Genomic DNA, 21,372 nt, shown 5'->3' with positions numbered 1-21,372 from the left:
CGGCCTGCCCTTGATCGGGTATGGGTAACGCCAGGGGCCGGCTATCTGACGAAACCCTCCGACCGCAGCCAGTCGCGGGCGACCAGCACGGGCACGTCGCCGTCCACGTCCACCTGGGCGTTGAGCTTCCTGATCACGTCGTCGGTGAGCTTGGGGCTGATGGGGGCGAAGACGCGGGCGATCTCCGGATGGGCCTTGGCCACCTGGCTGCGGATGGTCACGGCCGCGTTGTACTGCGGGAAGAAGTGCTTGTCGTCCTCCAGCAGCACCAGGTTGAGCGCGTCGATCCGGCCGTCCGTGGTGGTGATCATGCCGAGCGCGCACTGGCCGGCCGCGATCGCGTTGTAGAGCACGCCGGTCGACATGCGGCGCACGTTGCTGCGGGGGACGTCCTTGCCGTACTCGAGGCCGTAGCCCTTGAGCATGCCGAGGAAGCCGTCGTCGCGGCCGAAGGTCTCGTGGTCGACGCAGAAGGTGCGCTGGGCGACGGGGATCTTCGTCATGTCGGAGATCGTCTTCAGGCCGTACTTCTCGGCCGTGGCGCGGGTGGCGCCCATCGAGTAGCTGTTGTTCAGCGGGGCGGGCGGGAGCCAGACGATGCCGTTCTCGCGCAGGTCGAGGTCGCGTACGGCTTCGTACTGCTTCTCGGCGTCGGGGATCGCCTCCGACTGGCCGAGGTAGGTGATCCAGCCGGTGCCGGTGTACTCCCACATCAGGTCGGCGTCGCCGCGGGTCAGCGAGGTGCGGGCGTTGACGCTGCCCTGCACGTTCGTCTGGTCGATCACGTCCGCACCGGCGGCGGTGAGCGCGACCACCGCGATCTTGCCGAGCACGAGCTGCTCGGTGAACTCCTTGGACGTCACCCGCACCTTGACGCCTTCGAGAGAGGGGATCGGGCGGATGCCGCCCGGCTCGATCGGCGGCACGAACGACGACGCGGGGCGCAGCCCGCACGCCGTGACCGCGACGATCACGACCAGCAGGGCCATCGCGACGGCGCGAGCCCTCATGACAGGCCCTTCGGCGCCAGGTAGCGCTGGGCGAGGCCGCCCAGCCAGTCGATGATGAGCGCCAGCACGGCGATCAGCACGCATCCGGTGACGAGGATCAGGTTGCGCTGCGTGCTCACGCCCGTGGTGATCAGGTCGCCGAGCCCGCCGGAGCCGATGAACGCCGCGATGCCCGCCGTGCCCACGTTCAGCACCAGCGTGGTCCGTACGCCCGACAGGATGACCGGCGCCGCCATCGGCAGCTCCACCTTGAACAGCACCCCCGCCGCCGACATGCCGATGCCCCGCCCCGCGTCGGTCAGCCGCGGATCGACCTGGTCGAGGCCGACCATCGTGTTGCGCAGCGTCGGCAGCAGGCTGTAGGCGAACAACGCCGCCACCGCCGTCCAGAAGCCGATCTGGAACACCACCGCCAGCAGCACCACGAGCCCCACCGCCGGGGTCGCCTGCCCCACGTTGACCAGGGCCAGCACGTACGGCGTCGCCCGGCGCAGGCCGCGCCGGGTGAGCAGCACGCCCAGCGGCAGCGCCACCAGGAGCACCAGCACGGTGGAGAAGAAGACGAGCTGGATGTGCTCCCACGTGCGGCGGAGCAGGAACGGCAGGTTGAGCGAGCCGCGTTCGATGCTGTCGAGCGGCGCCAGCTGCGTGTAGACGACCATCGCGACGCCCACGGCCAGGTAGCCCAGCAGGGGCAGGAAGACGTGCCACGACCGGCCGATCTCCGGCTCTGGAGTCGTGGCCTCCCTGGCGGCGGCGCTGTCGACCGTCACTGCGCCTCGACCCTGCGCAGCCGCCGCTCCCGCTCGCGGGCCTTGATCGCGGCGATCGCGTTCTGCACCGTCGCCAGCGAGAGCGAGCCCGCGTACGCCTGCCGCCGGCCCACCACGGGGACGTTGTCGGTGTCGGCGTTGAGCAGCTCTTCCAGGGCGTCCTGCAAGGTCATGCGGTGGCTGATGGTGCCCGTGATCGCGTCGCCGGTGGCGCCGACCGGGCCCTCGCGTCCTTCGAGATGGTCCCGGCCGATCCATCGGAGCGGGCGGCGCATGCCGTCGGTGATCAGCGCGTAGCCGCGTCCGTCGCGTTCGATGTCGGCCCGCAGCTCCTGGGCGTCGGCGTCCTCGGAGGCGTAGAGGACCTGGTCGAGCTCGATGTCGCCCACCTTGGTCAGGCGCAGCAGCCGCATGGAGGAGCCGGCGCCGAGGAACTGCTCGACGTAGTCGTTCGCCGGGTTGGTGAGGATCTCGGCAGGTCTGGCGTACTGCACGATGTGGCCCGGCCGCTGCATGACCGCGATGTGGTCGCCGATCTTGAGCGCCTCGTCCACGTCGTGGGTGACGAAGACGATCGTCTTGGCCAGGTCGTCCTGGAGACGGAGCAGCTCGTCCTGGAGACGTTCGCGGCTGATGGGGTCGAGGGCGCCGAACGGCTCGTCCATGAGCAGCACGGGCGGGTCGGCCGCCAGCGCCCTGGCCACGCCGACGCGCTGCTGCTGGCCGCCGGACAGGCGGCGCGGGTAGGTGTCGCGGTAGGTGCCGGGCTCCAGGCCGACCAGTTCGAGCAGTTCGTCCACGCGCTCGGCGATGCGCTGCTTGTCCCAGCCGAGCATCTTGGGCACCTGCGCGATGTTGGCCGCCACGGTCATGTGGGGGAACAGCCCGGCCTGCTGGATCACGTAGCCGATGTGGCGGCGCAGCCGGTCGGGGTCGATGCCGCGGGAGTTCTGGCCGCCGATGAGGATGTCGCCCGACGTGGGCTCGATCAGGCGGTTGATCATGCGCATGGTCGTGGTCTTGCCGCAGCCAGAGGGGCCGAGCAGGACGACGATCTCGCCGGCCGGGATGTCGAGGTCGAGCTCGCGCACGGCCGGTTCGCCGCCGCCCGGGAACGCCTTGGTCACCTTCCGCAGCTCGATCGGCACGCCGCTGGTGGGCTGGTCAGCCACGAGCGCCTCCCATCGCGGCCCGGCGTTCGCCGGGGGTGGTGAATCGGCCGAGCAGCACGAACGCGGCGTCGAAGAGCAGCGCCAGGATCGCCACCCCGATCGTCCCCGTCAGCGCGGAGTTGACCGCGTTCGCGCCGCCCAGCCGGGCCAGGCCCGAGAAGATCTGCTCACCCAGCCCCGGGCCCGAGACGTAGGCGGCGACCGCGCCGATGCCCATGGCCAGCTGTGTGGAGACCCTGATGCCGGTGAGGATCACCGGCCAGGCCAGCGGCAGCTCGATCCTGGTCAGCAGCCGGCGGCGGCTCATGCCGATGCCGCGGGCCGCGTCCACCAGCAGCGGGTCGACGCCCTGCAGGCCGACGATGGTGTTGCGGATGATGGGCAGCAGCGCGTACACGACGATCGCCGTCACGCTCGGCGCCACGCCCAGGCCGAGCGGCGGGATCAGCAGGCCCAGCAGGGCCAGCGACGGGATCGTGAACAGCACGCCCGCGATGGTCGTGGCGAGCGCCGAAGGTCTGGGACGGCGGTAGGCCGCCACGCCGATGAGCACGCCCAGGACGGCCGCTATCAGGACGCATTGGGCCACCATGCTGGCGTGCTGGACCGTTTCGAAGAGGATGAGGTCCCACCGATCCCCGACGTATTCCCACAGGCTCATCCCTTAGAACTTAACCCGACTTGTCAACCTCAAACGCCACAGACGTCACTTCTGTCACGTTCGGCGGGGTCGTGTCGTTACGGCCTCACCGGGTCAGATCGGCGGTGAAGTGGGCCATGGTGGCCAGCCAGCGGTCCGGGTCCTCGGCCTTGCGGCGGGCCATGTCGGCGACCTCGGGGTGCGGGAAGATGTGGAAGCGCTCGGCGGCCAGGCCGTCGATGACCGCCGTGGCCACGTCGGCCGGATCGAGGATGGCTCCCGCGGCGTGCACCGCCTTCGCGGTCGGGTGATCGGTCTCGATGCCGTGCTCCAGCATCGCCGTGCGTACGCCCTGGGGGCACAGGACGCTGACCTTGACGCCCTGGGTGGCGTAGTGAACGGCCACCCACTCGGCGAACGCGATAGCCGCCGCCTTCGTCACCGCGTACGGGGCGTCGCCGGGGCAGCCGAGCAGACCCGCGGCCGAGCAGGTGTTGAGCAGGTAGCCGCCGCCGCGGGCGACCATGGAGGGGACGGCGGCGCGGGCGGCGTACACGTGGGACATGAGGTTGACCGAGAAGAGGCTGTTCCAGTCCTGGTCGGTGGCGTCCAGGCCGCGGCCGTCGATGATGCCGGCGTTGGAGCAGAACAGGTCCACCGGGCCGAACGGGGTGTCGACCAGGGCGGCCACGTCGGACTCCGTGGAGACGTCCGCGCGTACCGGGACGGCCCTGTCGCCGATCTCCTTGGCCACCGCGGCGGCGCCCGCCTCGTCCAGGTCGGCGATGACCACGCCGGCCGCGCCCTCCTCGGCGAACCTGAGGGCCAGGCTGCGGCCGATGCCGCTTGCTGCTCCTGTGACGACGACGACCTTGTCCCGTACCAGCATGATCGCTCCTCCGTGCCGGGGCCGGCTGCTGCGCGATTAGAACATGATTCTACTGCGGTGGAGCGCTTTCAGATGAGAGGTTTCTCATCTGTGCCTCAGCGTGGTCTCCTCGAAGGACGACAGGGTCATGCTCATGAAACATCGGGGAGCGGTGATCCTGCTCGGTCTCGGGGTGGCGGCGGCGGGGCTCATGTCCATACAACTGGTGCGGGCCGCCGAGGTGGGGCCGGACCTGGGCGGGCCGGTCGTGGTCTCCCCCTCTCCGTCGGTGTCTCCCTCGTCGGGCCGGCGTACGGGGACGCCGTCGCCGTCGTCCTCGCCCTCGTCCTCGTCCTCGGCGGACGGAAGGAGCGCGCGGCCTTCGGGCGGCGCCAGGGCCACAGCTTCGGCGACGGCTTCGGACGATGCGGGCAGGACCGGGCGGTCCACGGTGCGCAGATCGAGAGCCGAGCCGGTCGAGCCGCCCGCGCCCAGACCCGGAGGCGGCGACGATGACGACGGTGGTGGTGGTGACGACGATGACGGCGATGACTGATGGGGCGGGCGCATGCGGGTGAGCGCCCGGGCCCGGATCGTGGGCTGGATGCTCACCGTCGTCGGCCTCGCCCTGTCGGTGGCGATCTTCGCGACCTGGACGATCCTGCTCACCCGGCTCGACGACCGGATCGCGGCCGAGCTGCGCAACGAGGTCGCCAAGCTGCGCATCTACGCCGGCAGCGCGCTCGCCCCCGGGTCCGGAGCGCGGGTGAGCGACGTCGACGACCTGCTCACCGGCTATCTCCGGCTCAACGCCCCCGACCGGTGGGAGACCTTCTTCACCATCATCGACGGCAAGGCCAGCAAGGCCAGCTTCATCGCGCCGCCCGTCCCCATCGACGGCGACGACGCGCTGGTCGCCCGGATGGCCACCGCGACGAGGGTCGCCCGCGCCGAGCTGGAGACCACGCAGGGAACGGTCCAATACGCCGTCGTCCCGGTCACCGTGGCCGGCGATCCCCGCCGCGGGCATCTCGTGGTGGCGATCTTCTACGACCTGCACCGCGCCGAGATCGTCGACGCCGTACGCGTGCTCGGGCTGTCCGCGCTGGCCGCGATGGGGCTGGCGGGGGCGGCCGGATGGTTCGTGGCGGGGCGGGTGCTGGCGCCCGTCCGGCTCGTGCGGATGACGGCGGAGCAGATCAGCGACTCCACCGACCTCACCCGCCGGCTCGACGTGCCCGGCGACGACGACGTGGCGGCGCTCGCGGGGACGTTCAACCACATGATCGACCGGCTCGAACAGGCCTTCGTCGTGCAGCGGCACTTCATGGACGACGCCGGCCACGAGCTGCGCACCCCGATCACCGTCATCCGCGGCCACCTGGAGCTCATGGGCGACGACCCCGACGAACGCGCCGAGACCCTCGCGCTCGTCACCGACGAGCTCGACCGGATGAACCGCATCGTCGACGACCTGCTCATCCTGGCCAAGGCCGAGCAGCCGGGCTTCCTCACGATCGACAACGTCGAGCTGGCCGATCTCACGGTCAGCGTGGTCGCCAAGGCCCGCGCGCTCGGCGCGCGCCGCTGGCGGGTGGACGAGGTGGCCGAGGCCCGTCTGCCCGCCGACCGTCATCGGCTCACGCAGGCGCTCATGCAACTCGTGGCCAACGCCGTGCGCCACACCGGCGACGACGACCTGATCGCCGTCGGCTCCGCCGTCCGCGACGGCCGGGTCGAGCTGTGGGTACGCGACAGCGGCCCCGGCGTCGCCCCCGCCGAGCGCGAACGGATCTTCGGCCGGTTCGTCCGCGGGGCGAGCAGGACCGGCGTCCCCGACGGCGCTCCCGACGGGGCCGGCCTGGGCCTGGCCATCGTCAGATCCATCGCCCAGGCGCACGGAGGCAACGTCGCGGTGACGGACGCTCCCGGCGGCGGCGCCTGCTTCGTCATGTCCCTTCCCATGTGGGAGTTGTGGAGGCTGCATTGAACCGGATCCTGATCGCCGAGGACGAGGCCAGAATCGCCTCCTTCGTGGAGAAGGGGCTGCGCGCCAACGGCTTCGTCACGGCCGTGGTCGGCGACGGGGTGGCGGCCTACGACCTGGCCGGCGCGGGCGGGTTCGATCTGCTCATCCTCGACATCGGGCTGCCGCTGAGCGACGGGTTCACGGTGCTGCGGCGGCTGCGGGGCGCGATGGTGAACATCCCGGTGATCATCCTGACCGCGCGCGACAGCGTGAGCGACACGGTGGCGGGTCTGGAGGGCGGCGCCGACGACTACATCGCCAAGCCCTTCGCCTTCGAGGAGCTCCTGGCCAGGGTGCGGCTGCGGCTGCGGGCCGACCGTACGCCCGAGGTGACCGTGCTGCGCGTCGCCGACCTGTCCCTCGACCTGCGGACCAGGCGGGTCTACGTCGGGGAGCGCGCCGTGGACCTGTCCACCAGGGAGTTCGCGCTGGCGGAGATCTTCTGCCGCCACCCCGACCAGGTGCTGACCCGCGAGCAGCTGCTCAGCCACGTGTGGGGCTTCGACTTCGACCCCGGCTCCAACGTGGTCGACGTCTACGTGCGCTACCTGCGACGCAAGATCGGCGCGGACCGTATCGAGACCGTGCGCGGCACCGGCTACCGGATGAGAGTCTCCTAATCATCACCTCACCGCCGCCTCACCCCGCCCCGCCAAGCTCTTCACCGAGGGCACCACCACTTCGACCGGCAGCTTGCCCAGGGCACCACCCCTCGGCAAGCGTCCGGCCGGGAGCACTACCGAAGGAGCGGCCTTGCTGACCGGACTCGCGATGGACCTCGTGGCGATCATCGCGCTCGCCTACGGTCTCTACTACCGGCGCCACCACCGGCGTGACCTGCTGTTCGCCTACCTGGCGCTCAACGTGGGCATCTTCGCCGTCGTGTCGCTGCTGCTGGTGCAGCGGGTCGACATCGCCGTCGGCTTCGGGCTGTTCGGCGTGCTGTCCATCATCCGGCTCCGATCGAGCGAGATCACCCAGCAGGAGATCGCCTACTACTTCGTCGCGATCGTCCTCGGCCTGGTCAACGGCATCGCCGCCGCCTGGCCCCTGACCGCACTACTGCTCAACGGAGTGCTCCTGGGCGTGATGTACCTCGCCGACCACCCCGGCCTCCTCGGCCGAACCCGCCACCAGGTGGTGACCCTCGACGTGGTGCACACCGACCCGGACGCGCTCCGAGTGGACCTGGAGAGCCGGTTGCGGGGCCGGGTGCTCCACTGCGTGGTCACCCAGATCGACTACGTCCGCGACGTGACCGTGGTGGACGTCCGCTACGCCGCCTCTAACGCCAGGGCGGGGGTCCGCTGAAGGCGGAGGCCGGACGCGACGGCGGGGAGGCCTGATGACTGAGCAGCGCGGACGGAGCGCGGTGATGGGTGAGCTGTATGCCGATGCCCTGCTGGCCGGGGTCGCGGCCGGTATGCCGCCGATCGGGCTGGAGGAGGTGCCGGAGCTGATGAGCCGGGTCGATCGCAAATACCTCGTGACGGCCTCGACCATGGCCCGGCTCGCGGCCGAAGCGGGGGATCGGCTCTGTGTGCTGCGGATCGCCGGGCGGCGGCAGTTCCGCTACACCTCCACCTACTTCGACACCCCCGACCTGCTCACCTACCGCCAGCACCGCCAGGGCCGGCGCCGCAGGTTCAAGCTCCGCACCCGCACCTACCTCGACGGGGGCGGCCGATGGCTGGAGCTCAAGCTCAGCGGCGCACGAGGCAGCACCGACAAACACCGCATCCCCTACGACGGGACGCCGAGCGGCACGCTCACGGAGGAGGCACTCGACTTCGTCCGCGACACGCTCCTCAGCGAGCTGCGCCTCATCATGCCCGAGACGCTGGAGCCGGTGCTGGCCACCGACTACAGACGGGTGACGCTCATCGACCTGTCCGGCGGGGCCCGCCTCACCTGCGACACCAGCCTGCTGTGCCGAGACGGGTCGCGCAGCGCTCCGGCCCGGGGCGACCTGGTCCTGCTGGAGTCGAAGTCGGCGGACGGAAGAGCGATGATCGACACGCTGCTGCGCCGGTTGGGGGTGCGTCCGGTCAACGTGAGCAAATACTGCCTAGCGGTCGCCGCACTCCGCGACCTACCCGCCAACCGCTGGCACCCTGTCCTGCACCGCTACCTACCCCACCGCCCCGCTCCCCGCCAACCGCTCGTTGTCGGTTGAGGGCTGGATTCGCCGTCGTGTTGTTCGCTGATCGTCCGTTCCGGGTCGAGGGCAGGGTCCACTGTGGTGTTGTATGGCGGCCGTCCGTTGCCGGCTGAGTGCGGGCTCGCCGGCCTGTTGCACTCCGGTCGGCCGCCTTCGCTGGCTGCGGTGCGGCTGGCGTGTTCTCCGCTTTCCGCGACTGGTACGTCCCCATTCGGTGCCGATGGCTGTGTCTGTACTGAGATGCCGTTCGTCACGCTTTTGTCTGCCGCCCTGGTCTCCGCTGGTGGCCCGTCGGACGACTCCTGTCCCTGCCCGCCGTAGCACCAAGAAGGGGAGCTGGATTGCTTGATTTCCTTGCGGGGACGGGTGGATTGGCTGGTTGGGGGATTTTGGCGTGAGTTGTCAGGTTTGGTGGGGTGGTTGCTGGTGCTTTGTTGGGGTTGCTTGATGGTGGGGACAGTGGGGCGCGCCGGGCTGAGCCGGGGAAAGTCCGTAAGGGGGATGGCATGGTGATAGGTAGGGAATGACCAGGGATGATGGGTTGCTGTTGCTGCGTCCTGGTCGATGATTATGGGCGTGGTGGGGTGAATTGTGGACGTGCCGGTTTCGGGGGGAAATTTCTGATGCTTGAGCGGATTCATGAGATACCGGGGGTTTTGCTGGGTGCGGATGAGTATCTTGATGATTTCTGGCCTAATTTCCGGAAAATTGATGACGTTTTTTGGAAGCTTGAACGGGTGCAGAGCTTTCGGGAGCCGAACGAGCCCAGTTGGGTCGCGATGCTGGAGGGCGACTGGGATCGGTCGATGAAGCTGGTCGACGGGCGCAGCGGTGTGGCGGGGGAGGGGGAGGGCCGGGTCGAGCGGTTCTCCCGGCGGCGGATCAGGATCGTCGAGCAGCCCGTCACGCCGTACGTGCAGTGGGAGATGCACGTACTCGCGCTGAGAGAGGCGGCTGCTGAGCAGGTGCGGGTGCTCGACGCCGGCGAGGTGGCCGAGCAGGAGGTCGGCCGCCGGCTGCCGGAGCTGGTCGTGCTGGGGCTGGTGGCCATGTACGAGGTGACGTACGACGCGTCGGGCCGGCACAGCGGGGCGCGGCGGATCGACGATCGGGAAGTGATCGCGGCCTGCCGGGGGGAGCTGGACAAGATGTTCGCGGCAGGGGAGGAGTTTCGGGCCTACTACGAGCGTGAGATCGTGCCGTTGCCCGCCCCGGAGATGAGTGTTTGAGGGGGACGGCGTGCTGGGATGGCGTTGGGTGCACTCTTCGCCTTGTGGGGATCGATCGTCCTGCTGGAGGGCATTGGGCCCACTCTTCGCTTTGAGGGGGCCGGCGGGCTGGGGTGGGGCGTTCTTCGCTCCGCAGGGGCCGGTGGGGTGGGGACGCTCATCGCCCAGCGAGGATCGGTCGGAGGGGGCGCCGTCTGCTTCCGGTGAGGAAGCGCAAGGTTGGTGAGCTGCGCTTGAACACGGTCGCGCGATGGCCGCTTGGTGAGACGCGTTCGCTGCCGGCTTCGAGGCCGTGGTCGCCGTCGTGGCGATCGATGAGTGGCTCGGCGTCGCAGGAAAGTCCGCCTGGTCAGGTTTCTGTGTTGTCGGCGAAGCCGGTGCGGTAGGCGAAGACTACGGCTTGGACGCGGTCGCGTAGGTCGAGTTTGGTGAGGATGCGGGAGACGTAGGTGCGGACGGTTTCGAAGCTGATGACCAGTTCTGCGGCTATCTCGGCGTTGGACAGGCCGCGGGCGATCAGGCGCAGCACCTCGCGTTCGCGGGGGGCCAGGACGGCCAAGGGGTCCTCGGTGGGGGCAGGGGTCGAGGGGCGGAGGCGGTCGGCGAAGCGGCCGATGAGGGTGCGGGTCACGGTGGGGGAGAGCAGGGACTCGCCGCGGGCGACGGTGCGGACGCCGTTCACCAGCTCCAGGAGGGGAGCGTCCTTGAGCAGGAAGCCGCTGGCGCCGGCGCGCAGGGCGTCGTAGACGTACTGGTCGACGTTGAACGTGGTCACGACCAGCACCTTCGGCGGTGCGATGATGCCGGGGCCGGCGATGCGTCTCGTCACCTCGATGCCGTCCATCAGGGGCATGTGGATGTCCATGACCACCACGTCGGGCTCCAGGGCGGTGACCGCCTCGACCGCGGCCGGGCCGTCGGCGGCCACGCCGATCACCGTCATGTCCGGCTGTGCGTCGAACGCCGTCTCGTAGCCGGTGCGGACGATCTCCTGGTCCTCGCAGATCATGACGCGGATGGTCATTCGGCACCGCCTGTGGGGGTCGTGGTCATTCGGCACCGACTGCGGGTTCAGTGGTGATTCGGCGACGGGTGCGGGCGTCCTGGTCATTCGGTGTCGCTTAGGGGGATTGACGCGTGGAGTTGGAAACCGCCGTCGGGTTGGTCGCTCGCGGTCAGCTCGCCGCCCAGGGCGTCTATGCGGCTGCGGAGGCCGGGCAGGCCGCGGCCGCCGGACAGGCCGCTTCTCGCGCCGACCGATACCGCGGCGGCGGCGTTCGTCACCTCGACTTCCACGTGGTCGTTCCGGTAGCCGACCCGCACCGTGGTCGGGCTGCCTTCGGCGTATTTGACGGCGTTCGTCAGGCCCTCCTGGACCACGCGGTACACGGCCAGGCTCACGCCGACCGGGAGTGCGGGCTGGTCGCCGTCCTCCACCAGTTCCACCGGCTGGCCGCCGCTCCGGGTCTGTTCGACCAGGTCTCGTACGCTGCCCATGACGGGGGACGCCGACTCTCCGGTCGCCTCCAGTACGTCCAGCAGGTGACGCAGTTCGGCCAGGGCGCGGCGGCCGGAGCCGCCGATCGTGGACAGTGCCGTGACCACGCGGTCCGGCGACGTGGCCACGAACTGGGTGGCGTCGGCCTGCACGACGATGCCGGTGACGTGGTGGGTCACCACGTCGTGCAGCTCGCGCGCGATGCGCGCCCGCTCGGCGGTGGTCGCGGCCACGGCGGCGAGCCGGCGGCGCTCGGCCTCCTGGAGTCGTTGCCCGCGGACGAAGGCGCCGCCCATCCAGCACGCGGCGAACAGCAGGTAGAACACCAGGAACTCGCTCAGCGTCGCCGGTGAGCCGAGCAGGAGCATGGCGACGCACAGGACGGCGTACGCGGCCGACAACACGACGGCGATGGCGCGGCGGAACCGCTCCTGGTGCGCGCCCGCCGAGTACAGCGCGACGTAGATCGTCACGGTGCCGAACTGCATCGGGTAGGCGAGCGTCTCGTGGACCACGAAGGCCGCGCCGTTGATCGCCAGGCACGCGGCGGGCCACCGGGTGCGTACGGCGAGCGGCAGCGTCTGGGCCAGGATGAGCACGAGCGTGAACGCGTCGGCGGGGCGTTCCGGCAGGTCGCCGAACTGGACGCTCATGATCGACAGCGCCGGTACGAACGCCAGCCCGGTGCAGCCGGCGGCCAGCCAGCGATCCCACACCGTGGCGTCGTAGACGCGCCAGACGTTCAGCAACCTGCGGAAGAGGTCGCCGGCCAAGGTCCCCGGCATGGCTCAGAGCCTAGCGATCTCCGATCGCCGATGTTGCCGCGTTTGTCCCTCATATGAGCCACACGGAAATGTCCGCAGCGCGGTGATTCGGGACAGGGCCCTCGACTCCTACTTTTCCTTACCAGCGGCCGGCAAGCACGGTCGGCCGCGAATCCGGATCACGGCACCACGGGAAGCCGGATCGCACCGTCACGGGAATCGGGATCGCGGCACTACAGGGCTTCGGAAGGGCAGCATCATGGAGAGCAACAGCATTCGGGTACGCATCGTCATCGCCGGCAGCCTGGCCGCGGTCGCGGCGGCAGGGGCGGTCATCGGCGGGCAGCCGGCGAGCGCCGAGGTCGAGGTGGGTGCCGGTGACGTACAGAAGTCGATCAAGTGGGGGGAATGTCCGGAGCCTGCGCCGGGCGCCAAGCGGGATCCCCGGCAGACCTGCGGCACCGTCAAGGTGCCTCTCGACTATCGCCGCCCCGGCGGAGAGAGCATCACCGTCGCGGTCTCCAGAATCGCCACCGCCAAGCCGGGTAAGAAGCGCGGCAACCTGCTGTTCAACCCGGGCGGCCCGGGGCTGCAGGGGCTGGACATGCCCGGTCAGATGGCGCTCACACTGCCGAAGAAGGTGCGGGACTCGTACGATCTGATCGGGTTCGACCCGCGCGGCGTCGGCCACAGCACTCCGATGAGCTGCGGTCTGCCCGGCACCGCCGGCCTGCTCACCGTGTTCCCCTATCCCGGCGCCGGCGGCTCGATCAAGGAGAACGTCGCCACCGCGCGTGCCGTCGCCGCGCAGTGCGCCAAGGTCGGGGCCAAGCTCCAGTACTTCACCAGTGCGAACACGGCTCGTGACATGGATCGCATCCGCCGGGCGCTCGGCGTGCGGAAGATCTCCTACTGGGGCCAGTCCTTCGGCACCTACCTCGGCGCGGTCTACACCTCGCTGTTCCCCCGCAACACCGACCGGATGGTGCTGGAGGGCAACGTCGACCCGGACAAGGTGTGGGCGAAGATGCTGAACACCTGGAACCAGGGCATGAACGACCGGTTCCCCGACGCCGCCCGCGTCGCCGCGGCGAACGACGCCGCCCTCGGGCTGGGCGACACCGTCAAGGAGGTCACCGACTCCTTCCTCGCGCTGGCCGACCGCCTGGACCGGAAGCCGGCCACGGTGCCGGGCGCGTCGGTGACGGTCAACGGCGGGTTGCTGCGCGCTGTCACGTACCAGATGCTGCAGCACAACGAGACGCTCGCTCCGCTCACCCGGTTCTGGAAGGCGGTGGACGGTCTGTCCGCCGGCAAGGCCCCGACGGACGCGGACGTCGCCGTGCTCCGGCAGATCTTCGCCGACACCCCGCCCGTGAAGGGCGTGCCGGCCGACAACCAGGTCACCATGGCGCTGGCCATGATCTGCGGGGACACCACCTGGTCGCGCGACGTGGACTCCTACGCCGCCGCCACCGCGGCCGCCCGCGCGAAGTACCCGCTGAGCGGCGGCATGCCGAACAACATCCTGCCGTGCGCGTTCTGGTCGAAGAAGCCGATCGAGCCGCTGGTCAAGGTGACCTCGCACGGTCCGCGTAACGTGCTGATCCTGCAGAACCGCCGTGACAACGCCACGCCGTGGGCGGCGGGCCGGGGGATGCGTAGGGCGCTGGGTGACCGGGCCGGCTTCGTCGGTGTCCAGCACGGCGGGCACTTCGCCTACGGCACCGGCTCCGTCTGCGCCGACCAGGCCACGGTCGCGTTCCTGACCAGGGGGACCCTGCCGGCCAAGGACCTCTCCTGCGCCGGCCTCAAGTCCTGACCGTCACCTCACGGCCCAGCCCTCAGCGTCCAGCCCCCGGTTCTCGGCCCGGGGGCTGAGCCGTGTCCGCAGCGGGGTTCCGGGAGTGCCGCTCTCCGGAATGGCGGGTGGCTTCGGGGCTCGGTGGTTCCACGCGTCGGTCGGGTCAGCGGCTTCGAGGGCTGGTCGGATCCGCGGGTTTCGAGGGTCGGTCTGATCAGGAGATCCGCAGGGTGGCCGGATCAGGAGTTCTGGGGTCGGTCGGGTCAGGGGGGTCGGCGGGCTAAGAGGACCTCCAAGGTGACCGGTTCGGTGAAGCGGCCGGTCGGGACGGCCGTCAGCAGTGCGGTGGTGAGGTCGCGTTCGAAGGCGGGGCGGCGGTCGCCGAGCAGCCGGCGCAGGGGCAGCGAGGTCGAGTACAGGTAACCGATGATCCGGTCCACGGTCCAGATCCGCTCGAACTCGTGGACCACCGGGGTGACGTCCCGGAAGGCGGACCGGGAGCCGGTGCCGCAGCCGAGGTCGAGGGAGCGGCCGGTGCCGTTCAGGGCGAACCGGGTGATCACGTCGGAGAAGAACGCCTGCGGATAGCCGGGACGGAAACGGGCGTAGTAGGGGGCGGTGCCGGAGAAAAGACCCATCCCAGATCAGAGGGGGAGGTCGCCGGTGGCGGCGCTGGTGGAGCCGGTCGCCTGGTAGGCGGCGATCGTGCGTTCCGCGATGCGCATCTGGTGGATCTCGTCGGCCCCGTCGGCGAAGCGAGCCCAGCGGGCGTGCTGGAACATGGAGGCCAGCGGCGTGTCCGTCGAGTAGCCGAGGGCCCCGTGCACCTGGATCGCGCGGTCGATGATGCGGTTGAGGCTGTTCGCCACGAAATGTTTGGCCATCGACACCTCCGTACGGAAGTCCTCGCCCTTGTCGATCTTGGAGGCGGCGTGCAGGACCATGAGCTTGCACTGGTAGAGCTCCATGGCCGAGTCGGCGATCAGCCACTGGATGCCCTGCTTCTCGGCCAGCAGCGAGCCGTGGCTGTACCGCTTGAGCGCGCGGTCGACCATCATGTCCAGGGCCGTCTCCGCCTGCGAGATCCAGCGCATGCAGTGGGCCAGGCGGGCCGGGCCGAGCCGGTACTGGCCCAGGCGGTGCCCGTTGCCCCGACCCCCGAGAATGGCGCTGCCGGGCAGGCGCAGGTCGGTGATGACGATCTCGCTGTGGCCGGTGGAGCCGTGCATGGTCTCGACCTCGCGCACGTCGTTCCAGCCCGGATTGGGCAGGTCGACGAGGAACGCGGTGTTGGCCCCCCGCGACCCCTCCGGCACGTCCTGCTCCGTCCTGGCGATGAGGATGGCGAAGCTGGCCCGGCGGGCGTTGGAGATGAACCATTTGTGGCCGTTGATCACCCACTCGTCGCCGTCCTGGACCGCCTCCGTACGGATCAGAGTGGGATCGGACCCGGCCACCTCGGGCTCGGTCATGGCGAAGCAGGACATCTGGACGCCGTCGAGCAGCGGGCGCAGGTACTTCTCCTTCTGCTCGTCGTCCGCCCAGTGCAGCAGGGTGTGCATGTTGCCCTCGTCCGGCGCCTGACAGTTCAGCACCCACGGGCCGATGCGAGTCTTGGCCGCCTCAGACTGCACCATGGCCAGCTCCACGTGCCCCAGGCCCATGCCGCCCCACTCCTTCGGCATGTGCGGCAGCCAGAGCCCCTCGGCCTTGGCGAGGGAGCGCAGGTGGAAGATCGCGCGGAGGTACGCGTCGCGCTCGCCCTCCCCCACCTCCGCCATCGCGGGGACGACCGTGCCCTGGATGAAGGCGCGGACCCGCTTGCGGATCTCCTCGTGCTCGGGGGAGAGGGTGAAATCGATGGCCATGCTCACTCCTTGTATCAAGCGGGGGCAGGTGGTGTCTCCGGGTAGTGGCAGGCGAGCCAGTGATCCTCGCCGATCCGCCGGATCCTGGGCTCCTCCTCGGCGCACCGCGCCGCAGCCCGCGGGCAGCGGGTACGGAAGCGGCACCCCGTCGGCGGGCTGACCGGCGACGGCGGCTCGCCGCTGATGAGCTGGTCGGCGGGCGGCAGGTCCAGGCCGCCGCCGGGGATGGAGGCGATCAGGGCCCGCGTGTACGGATGCGCCGGCCGGCTGATCAGATCGGCGCTCGGCGCCAGCTCGCACACCTTGCCCAGGTACATCACCATGATCCGGTCACTGACGTTCTTCACCACGGCCAGGTCGTGGGCGATGAAGACGAGCGTGAGCCGGTAGCGGTCCTTGAGGTCCTCCAGCAGGCCGAGGATCTGGGCCTGCACCGAGACGTCCAGTGCCGATACCGGCTCGTCGCAGATCACCACCTCGGGATCGAGGATCAGCGCCCTGGCGATCGAGATGCGCTGGCACTGCCCGCCGGAGAACTCGTGCGGCCGCCGTACCGCCGCCGTCGCCGGATCGAGCCCGACCGCCTCCAGCACCTCGTCCACCCGGTCGCCCGGCAGGTTCCACACGCGCGGGCCCTCGCCGACGATCTCGCGGACGCGGCGGCGGGGGTTGAGCGAGGAGATGGGGTCCTGGAAGATCATCTGCAGGCGGCGGCGGGTCCTGCGCAGGGCTTCGCCGCGCAGTTCGGTCAGTTCGAGGCCGTCCAGCCGGACGGAGCCCGAGCGGGGCGGCGGGAGCTGCACGAGCGCCCGCGCCGCGCTGGACTTGCCGCAGCCCGACTCGCCGACGATGCCCAGCGTCTCGCCGCGCGCCAGGTCGAAGCTCACCCCTGAGACCGCCCTGACGGTACGGCCCCGGCCGGCGGGGAACTCCACGACCAGATCCTCCACCCGCAGCAGCACCTCGTCACGAGGGCGCAGGTGAGCGCTTCCGCTACCGGCCACCGCCGTCAGCTCCTTCCGTAAGGTGAGCGCTTCCGCCGCCGGCCACGGCCGTCAGCTGAGCGCATCCGCTACCGGCCACCGCTCTCAGCCCCTTCCGCGACATCCGTGACGTCGGAGGACGGCGCCGCCGCCGTCTCGTCCTGAGCCTGCGTGCGCGGATGCCAGCAGGCATAACGGCGACGGTCGTGGCCGTCCTCGAACAGCGGCGGCGTCTCCCGCTCGCACCGTTCGTCCGCGTACGCGCACCGCGCCCGGAACGCGCACCCCTCGGGCAGGTCCACCAGGTCGGGCGGCCGGCCGGGGATGACCCGGAGCCGGTGGTGCACGGGGTCGGTCAGCCGGGGCGCCGCCTGGAGCAGAGCCTCGGTGTACGGCATCCGGGGCCGGGCGAACACCTCGGCCGCCGGCCCCCGTTCGACCACCTTGCCGGCGTACATGACGATCACCTCGTCCGCCCACCTGGCCACCACGGACAGGTCGTGGCTGACCAGGACCACGGCCATGTCCCGCTCCTCGCGCTGCCGGTGCAGCAGCCGCAGCACCTGGTCCTGGATGGTCACGTCGAGCGCGGTGGTGGGCTCGTCCGCGAACAGCACGTCGGGCCGGCACGACAGCGCCATCGCGATCGTCACCCGCTGCCGCATCCCGCCGGAGAGCTGGTGCGGGTAGCGGCGCAAGATCCGGACGGGATCGGGGATGCCGACGGAGGCCAGCAGCTTCGCCGCCTCCGCGCGGGCCTGCCTGCGGGTCAGGTTCATGTGCACCCGCAGCGGCTCCATGACCTGGGTGCCGATGGTGCGCACCGGGTTCAGCGCGGTCATCGGGTCCTGGAACACGGTGCCGAGCCGCGGCCCGAGCACCGAGCGCATCTCGGCGGCGGTGCAGGAGGTCAGGTCGTCGCCCGCCAGGTACACGTTCCCGCCCCGGACCGAGGTGCCGGGCAGCAGGCCCAGGATGGAGCGGATCAGCATGGACTTGCCCGATCCCGACTCGCCGACGATGGCCAGCGTCCGGCCGCGCTCCAGGGTGAAGGAGACCCCGTCCACCGCCTTGACCAGGCCGCGCGGCGTGACGAAGTGGGTGCGCAGGTCCTCGACCTGGAGCAGGACGTCGCGGACGGGGTGCGTGGTGGCGGGCAGCGCGGGGGCGGCCTGGCGCACCGGTTCGAGGCCGCTCTCCCGGACGTCAGTCAGCGAGCGCAGCCGGTCGCCCACCAGGTTGAACGACAGCACGGTCAGGAACATGGCGATCGAGGGCGCCAGCACCACGTGCGGCGCGGTCTCCATCAGCGTGCGGCCCTCGTTGATCAGCCCGCCCCAGGTCGGGGTGGGCGCCTGGACGGACAGGCCGAGGAAGGCCAGGCTGCCCTCGGCGACGACGACCACGGCCATGCCGATGAACGCGTACGACGCCGCCGGCACCGCCACGTTCGGCACGATCTCCCGCCACAGGATGCGCCGGTCACGGGTGCCGAGCACGCGGGCGGCCAGGACGAACTCGCGCTCGGCGAAGGTGAGGGTGGCGCCCCTGATGAGGCGGACCCAGGAGGGGACGCCGAGCACGCCGAGCACGATCAGCACGTTACGCAGGTTGGCGCCGGCGAAGGCGACCACGGCCAGCGCGAACACCAGCGCGGGGAACGCCTGCGCCACGTCGTTGACCGCCATGATGACCGCGTCCGCGGTCTTGCGCCGGTAGCCGGCCAGGATGCCGAGCGGGGCGCCGATGCCCAGGCCGAGCAGGACGGCGCCGATGCCGACGCCGAGGGAGACGCGGGCGCCGTACACGACCCTGCTGAGCATGTCGCGGCCGAGGCCGTCGGTGCCGAACGGGTGCGCGGCGCTGGGTCCTGACTGCGGCGGCCCGGCGAGCGTCTCGTCGTAGCGGGCGAACGGCAGCAGGTCGGCCAGCAGCGCGGCGAGCAGGATCAGCCCGATCCAGCCGAGCGCCAGCCAGAAGCCGAGCCCTTGCCGCCTACGCACGCCTGATCCTGGGGTCGACGGCGGCGTACACCAGGTCCACGGTGAAGTTGACGACCACGTAGCCGACCGAGATCAGCACGACGCCTCCCTGAACCGTCAGGTAGTCGCGGGAAAAGATGGAGTCGACGATGAGCCGCCCGACGCCGGGCAGGCCGAAGAGCGTCTCGATGATCACGGTGCCGCCGATGAGGGCGCCCAGGTTGAGGCCGACGGCGGTGATCAGGGTGATCGCGGAGGGGCGCAGCGCGTGCCGCCACAGGATGCGGCGCGGGGACAGGCCGCGGGCGCGTGCCAGCGTGATGTAGTCCTCCTGGAGGGTGGCGATCAGGTCCGTACGCAGCAGCCGCGCGTACACCGCCAGTTGCCCGGCGCCCAGCGTGACGGCGGGCAGGATCACCGAGGTGAGGTTCCAGCCGAGGTCGAGGGAGATGGGCGTCCACCCGGTCGCGGGCACCACCTGCCAGGTGACCGCGAACACGAGGATCAGCAGCACGCCCAGCACGAACACGGGCGTGGACAGCAGCGCGAAGCTGAGCGCGGTGAGCGCCTGGTCCAGCGCGCGGCCCGCGCGGCGGGCGGCGGCCACGCCCACGGGGATCGCCAGCCCGAGCGCGATGACCTGCGCCGCGACCAGCAGCTCCAGCGTGACGGGCAGCCGCTCGGCCAGCTCGGAGCCAACGGGCATCCGGGTGATGTAGGAGGTGCCGAAGTCGCCGGTGGCCAGGCCGCCGAGCCAGTCGAGGTAGCGCACCAGCAGCGGCTGGTCCAGCCCGAGCTCCTGGCGGAGCTGGGCGCGGGCCTCCTCGGTCGCCGACAGGCCCAGGATCTGCGTGACCGGGTCGCCGGGCAGCAGGTTGAGCAGGACGAAGGAGAGGAAGGTCACCACGACCAGCACCACCAGGAGCCGGATCAGCCGGTGGAGGACGATCACCGTTCGCCGACCCAGAGCTGGCCGAACGGGTGGTACGGGATGGGCGACCCGGTCAGCGGCAGGCCCTTGCCGCCGTCGGGCAGCACGTGCTCGCCGATGCCGCGCACCTTCGTCCTGGCCACGATGGCCCCGGTGTTGAGATGGTCGATGAAGACGTAGGGCACCAGCTCGCGCAGCCGTTCCTGCACGGTCTTGTACGCGGCCTTGCGCGCGGCCTCGTCCGGGTTCATCCGGCCGACGTCGAAGGCCTTGCTCAGCTCGTCGTCCTTGAGCCTGGTCATGTTGAGCGAGATGTCGCCGACGGGCTTGGCGTAGCCCTGGTGCATCCAGATGTACTCGCCGTCGGGGTCCTGGGCGGAGAACTGTGTCCACACGGTGGCCGCGAAGTTGCCGGTGATGGCGCGGTTGATCAGGTCGGCCTGGTCGGCCTGCTTGATCGAGACCTCGATGCCGGCCTTGCGCCACATGTCCTGGGCCAGCTCGACGCCCTGCATGGTGTTGGGGTCGGGGGTGGAGATCAGCTCGAACCGGATCGGGCCCTTCTCCGCCTCGACCTCCTTGACCAGCGCGGACGCCTTGGCCAGGTCGTAGTCGGGGTAGCCGCCCGGGGTGTACCACTTGGAGTCCTTCGACCACGGGCCGTCGGCCTGCTCGGTCAGCCCGCCGCGCAGGGTCGAGATGACGGCTTTTCGGTCGGTGGCGTGGGCCATGGCCTTGCGCACCCGTACGTCGTCGAGCGGGGCCACCTCGGTGTTGAGCAGGAACATGTACTCGGCCACCGCCATGCCCTGCGCCCGGTGGATGGTGTAGGCGTCCTTCAGCGCGCCGAACTTGGTCAGGTCCTCGTCGCGGGAGGTGCCGATGGCGTCCACGCCGCCCGCTTCGAGGGTCTGGGCCCTGGTCTGGCTGTCGGGCAGGATCCTGAACTCGACCTCGTCCAGGTACGGCAGGCCCTGACGCCAGTAGCGCGGGTTGCGGGTGACGACCATGCGGTTGTCCGGCACGTACTCCTTGAAGATGAACGGTCCGGTGCCGACCGGCTTGAGGCTGGCCGCCTTGGGGTCGTTCAGCGAGGCCGGCGGGACGATCATGCCGGTCTGCGTGGACAGGTAGTAGGGGAAGGCCACCCACGGCTGGTTCAGCACGACCTTGACCGTCATGGGGTCGGCCAGCTCGAACGACTTGATCGGCACGAAGACGGCCGCGGTCAGCGGCGACTTCTTCTGCGCCTCCAGGTTGGCCTTGACGATGTCACCGGTCAGGGACATGCCGTCGGAGAAGGAGATGCCCGACCTGACCTTGATGGTCCATTCGTCGTACTTGTCGTTCGGGGTGAGCGACTCGGCCAGGTAGGGCTTCCAGTCGCCCTCGGCGTCCACGCTCACCAGCGCTTCGATGATCGTGCCGGCCATGCTGTAGCTCTGTGCCGCGAACTGGTCGGTGATCGGGTTGAACCCGTTGGCGTCCGCGCTGAGCGCGTACACCAGGCGTCCGCCCTGTACGGGCCCCGTCGCGGGCGCGCCCGACTGCGGCGGCCCCGCGACCGGTCGTTGCCCGCTGCAGGCCAGCATCACCGTCGCGGCCAGTAACAACGTGGCCGCCGTCCTCCAGCGTCCCATGCACGCCCTCCTCCCGGCTG

20 protein-coding genes are annotated in these 21,372 nt (G+C 70.3%); 7 read left to right on the top strand and 13 right to left on the bottom strand.

The window, feature by feature from the left end; all coding sequences use genetic code 11:
* Nucleotides 1-41: 41 nt before the first annotated feature.
* The 5 genes from OIE67_RS38670 to OIE67_RS38650 all read right to left on the bottom strand — a co-directional run bounded on the left by OIE67_RS38670 (nucleotide 42) and on the right by OIE67_RS38650 (nucleotide 4,484).
* A complete protein-coding gene (locus tag OIE67_RS38670; RefSeq protein WP_326629811.1) occupies nucleotides 42-1,010 on the bottom strand; it encodes a glycine betaine ABC transporter substrate-binding protein in 969 nt (322 codons plus the stop codon).
* Complete coding sequence (locus OIE67_RS38665) at nucleotides 1,007-1,783, bottom strand: ABC transporter permease (protein ID WP_245956665.1); 777 nt, start codon at nucleotides 1,781-1,783, stop codon at nucleotides 1,007-1,009. The genes OIE67_RS38670 and OIE67_RS38665 overlap by 4 nt, the downstream gene beginning before the upstream one ends.
* Nucleotides 1,780-2,955: an ABC transporter ATP-binding protein gene (locus OIE67_RS38660; RefSeq protein WP_106252290.1), complete on the bottom strand. Its 1,176-nt coding sequence runs from the start codon at nucleotides 2,953-2,955 to the stop codon at nucleotides 1,780-1,782. The genes OIE67_RS38665 and OIE67_RS38660 overlap by 4 nt, the downstream gene beginning before the upstream one ends.
* Nucleotides 2,948-3,616 (bottom strand): ABC transporter permease, encoded by a 669-nt coding sequence (locus OIE67_RS38655; protein ID WP_326629806.1) that lies wholly within the window; start codon nucleotides 3,614-3,616, stop codon nucleotides 2,948-2,950. The genes OIE67_RS38660 and OIE67_RS38655 overlap by 8 nt, the downstream gene beginning before the upstream one ends.
* Nucleotides 3,617-3,701: 85 nt before the next feature.
* Entirely contained in the window at nucleotides 3,702-4,484 is a 783-nt protein-coding gene (locus tag OIE67_RS38650) for an SDR family oxidoreductase (protein WP_326629804.1), read from the bottom strand.
* A gap of 133 nt (nucleotides 4,485-4,617) precedes the next feature.
* On the opposite strand from OIE67_RS38650, the gene OIE67_RS38645 reads away from it, so the two are divergent.
* The 6 genes from OIE67_RS38645 to OIE67_RS38620 all read left to right on the top strand — a co-directional run bounded on the left by OIE67_RS38645 (nucleotide 4,618) and on the right by OIE67_RS38620 (nucleotide 9,882).
* Nucleotides 4,618-5,019 carry a hypothetical protein gene (locus OIE67_RS38645; protein WP_326629802.1) on the top strand — a complete coding sequence of 134 codons (402 nt, stop codon included), beginning with the start codon at nucleotides 4,618-4,620 and terminating at the stop codon, nucleotides 5,017-5,019.
* Between the two features lie 12 nt (nucleotides 5,020-5,031).
* The gene (locus OIE67_RS38640; protein ID WP_326629800.1) at nucleotides 5,032-6,453 is read left to right on the top strand and encodes a sensor histidine kinase; all 1,422 of its coding nucleotides are present in this window, start codon (nucleotides 5,032-5,034) and stop codon (nucleotides 6,451-6,453) included.
* Nucleotides 6,450-7,112: a response regulator transcription factor gene (locus tag OIE67_RS38635; protein WP_106252297.1), complete on the top strand. Its 663-nt coding sequence runs from the start codon at nucleotides 6,450-6,452 to the stop codon at nucleotides 7,110-7,112. The genes OIE67_RS38640 and OIE67_RS38635 overlap by 4 nt, the downstream gene beginning before the upstream one ends.
* 151 nt (nucleotides 7,113-7,263) lie before the next feature.
* Nucleotides 7,264-7,803, top strand: coding sequence for a DUF4956 domain-containing protein (locus OIE67_RS38630; RefSeq protein ID WP_326645606.1), 540 nt, complete (start codon nucleotides 7,264-7,266; stop codon nucleotides 7,801-7,803).
* A 34-nt stretch (nucleotides 7,804-7,837) separates the two neighbouring features.
* Nucleotides 7,838-8,668, top strand: coding sequence for a polyphosphate polymerase domain-containing protein (locus OIE67_RS38625; protein ID WP_326629798.1), 831 nt, complete (start codon nucleotides 7,838-7,840; stop codon nucleotides 8,666-8,668).
* A gap of 518 nt (nucleotides 8,669-9,186) precedes the next feature.
* Complete coding sequence (locus tag OIE67_RS38620; protein WP_326629796.1) at nucleotides 9,187-9,882, top strand: DUF6879 family protein; 696 nt, start codon at nucleotides 9,187-9,189, stop codon at nucleotides 9,880-9,882.
* 349 nt (nucleotides 9,883-10,231) lie between these two features.
* Here the strand turns inward: OIE67_RS38620 and OIE67_RS38615 are convergent, their stop codons facing one another.
* Both OIE67_RS38615 and OIE67_RS38610 read right to left on the bottom strand, forming a co-directional pair.
* A complete protein-coding gene (locus OIE67_RS38615; protein ID WP_326629794.1) occupies nucleotides 10,232-10,906 on the bottom strand; it encodes a response regulator transcription factor in 675 nt (224 codons plus the stop codon).
* An 83-nt stretch (nucleotides 10,907-10,989) separates the two neighbouring features.
* On the bottom strand, nucleotides 10,990-12,165 hold the full coding sequence (locus OIE67_RS38610; protein WP_326629792.1) for a histidine kinase: 1,176 nt from the start codon (nucleotides 12,163-12,165) through the stop codon (nucleotides 10,990-10,992).
* 238 nt (nucleotides 12,166-12,403) lie between these two features.
* Here OIE67_RS38610 and OIE67_RS38605 point away from each other — a divergent pair, with 238 nt between their 5' ends.
* Nucleotides 12,404-13,966: an alpha/beta hydrolase gene (locus OIE67_RS38605; protein ID WP_326629790.1), complete on the top strand. Its 1,563-nt coding sequence runs from the start codon at nucleotides 12,404-12,406 to the stop codon at nucleotides 13,964-13,966.
* Between the two features lie 245 nt (nucleotides 13,967-14,211).
* On the opposite strand, the gene OIE67_RS38600 is transcribed toward OIE67_RS38605, so the two are convergent.
* From OIE67_RS38600 to OIE67_RS38575, 6 genes are all read right to left on the bottom strand, one after another.
* Nucleotides 14,212-14,586: a class I SAM-dependent methyltransferase gene (locus OIE67_RS38600; protein WP_326629788.1), complete on the bottom strand. Its 375-nt coding sequence runs from the start codon at nucleotides 14,584-14,586 to the stop codon at nucleotides 14,212-14,214.
* A gap of 6 nt (nucleotides 14,587-14,592) precedes the next feature.
* Nucleotides 14,593-15,816, bottom strand: a complete 1,224-nt coding sequence (locus OIE67_RS38595; RefSeq protein ID WP_326629786.1) for an acyl-CoA dehydrogenase family protein — start codon at nucleotides 15,814-15,816, stop codon at nucleotides 14,593-14,595.
* Between the two features lie 14 nt (nucleotides 15,817-15,830).
* Nucleotides 15,831-16,820, bottom strand: a complete 990-nt coding sequence (locus OIE67_RS38590; RefSeq protein WP_326629784.1) for an ABC transporter ATP-binding protein — start codon at nucleotides 16,818-16,820, stop codon at nucleotides 15,831-15,833.
* A 68-nt stretch (nucleotides 16,821-16,888) separates the two neighbouring features.
* Nucleotides 16,889-18,802: a dipeptide/oligopeptide/nickel ABC transporter permease/ATP-binding protein gene (locus tag OIE67_RS38585; RefSeq protein WP_326629782.1), complete on the bottom strand. Its 1,914-nt coding sequence runs from the start codon at nucleotides 18,800-18,802 to the stop codon at nucleotides 16,889-16,891.
* Nucleotides 18,795-19,733, bottom strand: a complete 939-nt coding sequence (locus tag OIE67_RS38580) for an ABC transporter permease (RefSeq protein ID WP_106252313.1) — start codon at nucleotides 19,731-19,733, stop codon at nucleotides 18,795-18,797. The genes OIE67_RS38585 and OIE67_RS38580 overlap by 8 nt, the downstream gene beginning before the upstream one ends.
* Nucleotides 19,730-21,352 carry an ABC transporter substrate-binding protein gene (locus OIE67_RS38575; RefSeq protein ID WP_326629778.1) on the bottom strand — a complete coding sequence of 541 codons (1,623 nt, stop codon included), beginning with the start codon at nucleotides 21,350-21,352 and terminating at the stop codon, nucleotides 19,730-19,732. The genes OIE67_RS38580 and OIE67_RS38575 overlap by 4 nt, the downstream gene beginning before the upstream one ends.
* Nucleotides 21,353-21,372 lie beyond the last annotated feature (20 nt).

Origin of the sequence: Nonomuraea fuscirosea, assembly GCF_035917475.1 — a bacterium.
GTDB lineage: Bacteria > Actinomycetota > Actinomycetes > Streptosporangiales > Streptosporangiaceae > Nonomuraea > Nonomuraea fuscirosea.
The sequence above is the reverse complement of the archived record's forward strand: the minus strand, read 5'-3'. Positions and strand labels throughout refer to the sequence as shown.